The sequence below is a fragment of the Klebsiella sp. EMBS2024 genome (genome assembly GCF_036233805.1).
Taxonomy (GTDB): domain Bacteria; phylum Pseudomonadota; class Gammaproteobacteria; order Enterobacterales; family Enterobacteriaceae; genus Klebsiella; species Klebsiella pneumoniae.
On sequence record NZ_JAZARW010000001.1, the window covers coordinates 1,579,902 to 1,580,569 of the forward strand.

A 668-nucleotide genomic window follows, 5' to 3' on the forward strand; every position below is an offset into this window, starting at 1 on the left:
TATGCTGATTGTTACCCCCAAAATTGATTTAAATGGTGAACGCTGGTTTTTCCCCTACAAAAAGCCAGAAGACAGCGAAAGGCAATTCTCGGCGGAAGAAGAATCGCTGTTTAAACTTCGCCTGCTGGTGGCCAGCAGCGAGAATCCGCAATATCGCTCCCGTAACGCGCTGGTGCGGCGCCACATCGATAAGATGGACGCAGGTTATAAGGTAGGTACCAAGGAATTCAATCTCGCCAGCGTGGGCGATATCGACTCCGTTGATGACCTGCTGATCGATAACGTCGCCCGGTTCCTGTTGAAAGGCTGGGAGGGGGTGGGCCAGTTGGTGGATGGTTCAGAGGTTGCTCTCGACTATACCCCAGAACTCGGTGTCGCCATGCTGAAACAATATCCGGATCTGTACTGGCTGATACTGGCCGAGGCCGCAAGCATTGCTCAGGGTAAAGAGCAGCAGACTCAGGAAACCGTAAAAAAGCCATAGAAGCCCAAAAGTGGCTAAAGGACTTCGCCGGCGAACAGGGCGAGAAAGCAAAGTGGCGCAGGGAGAAGCTAAATCTCCCGCCCATTCCAGAGCCTGAAATCGATGCAGTCACTGGGGAGATCCTCAACGCTTACGCCATGATATCGCGCGGCAGGAAGTATGCCGGCATGGCTGGCGTACCGCT

The 668-nt window shown here is 53.7% G+C and carries 1 protein-coding gene; it reads left to right on the forward strand.

From position 1 onward, the window contains the following. Position 1 precedes the first annotated feature (1 nt). Positions 2 to 484 (forward strand): hypothetical protein, encoded by a 483-nt coding sequence (locus VZP09_RS07155; protein WP_043906941.1) that lies wholly within the window; start codon positions 2 to 4, stop codon positions 482 to 484. The last annotated feature ends 184 nt before the right edge of the window (positions 485 to 668 follow it).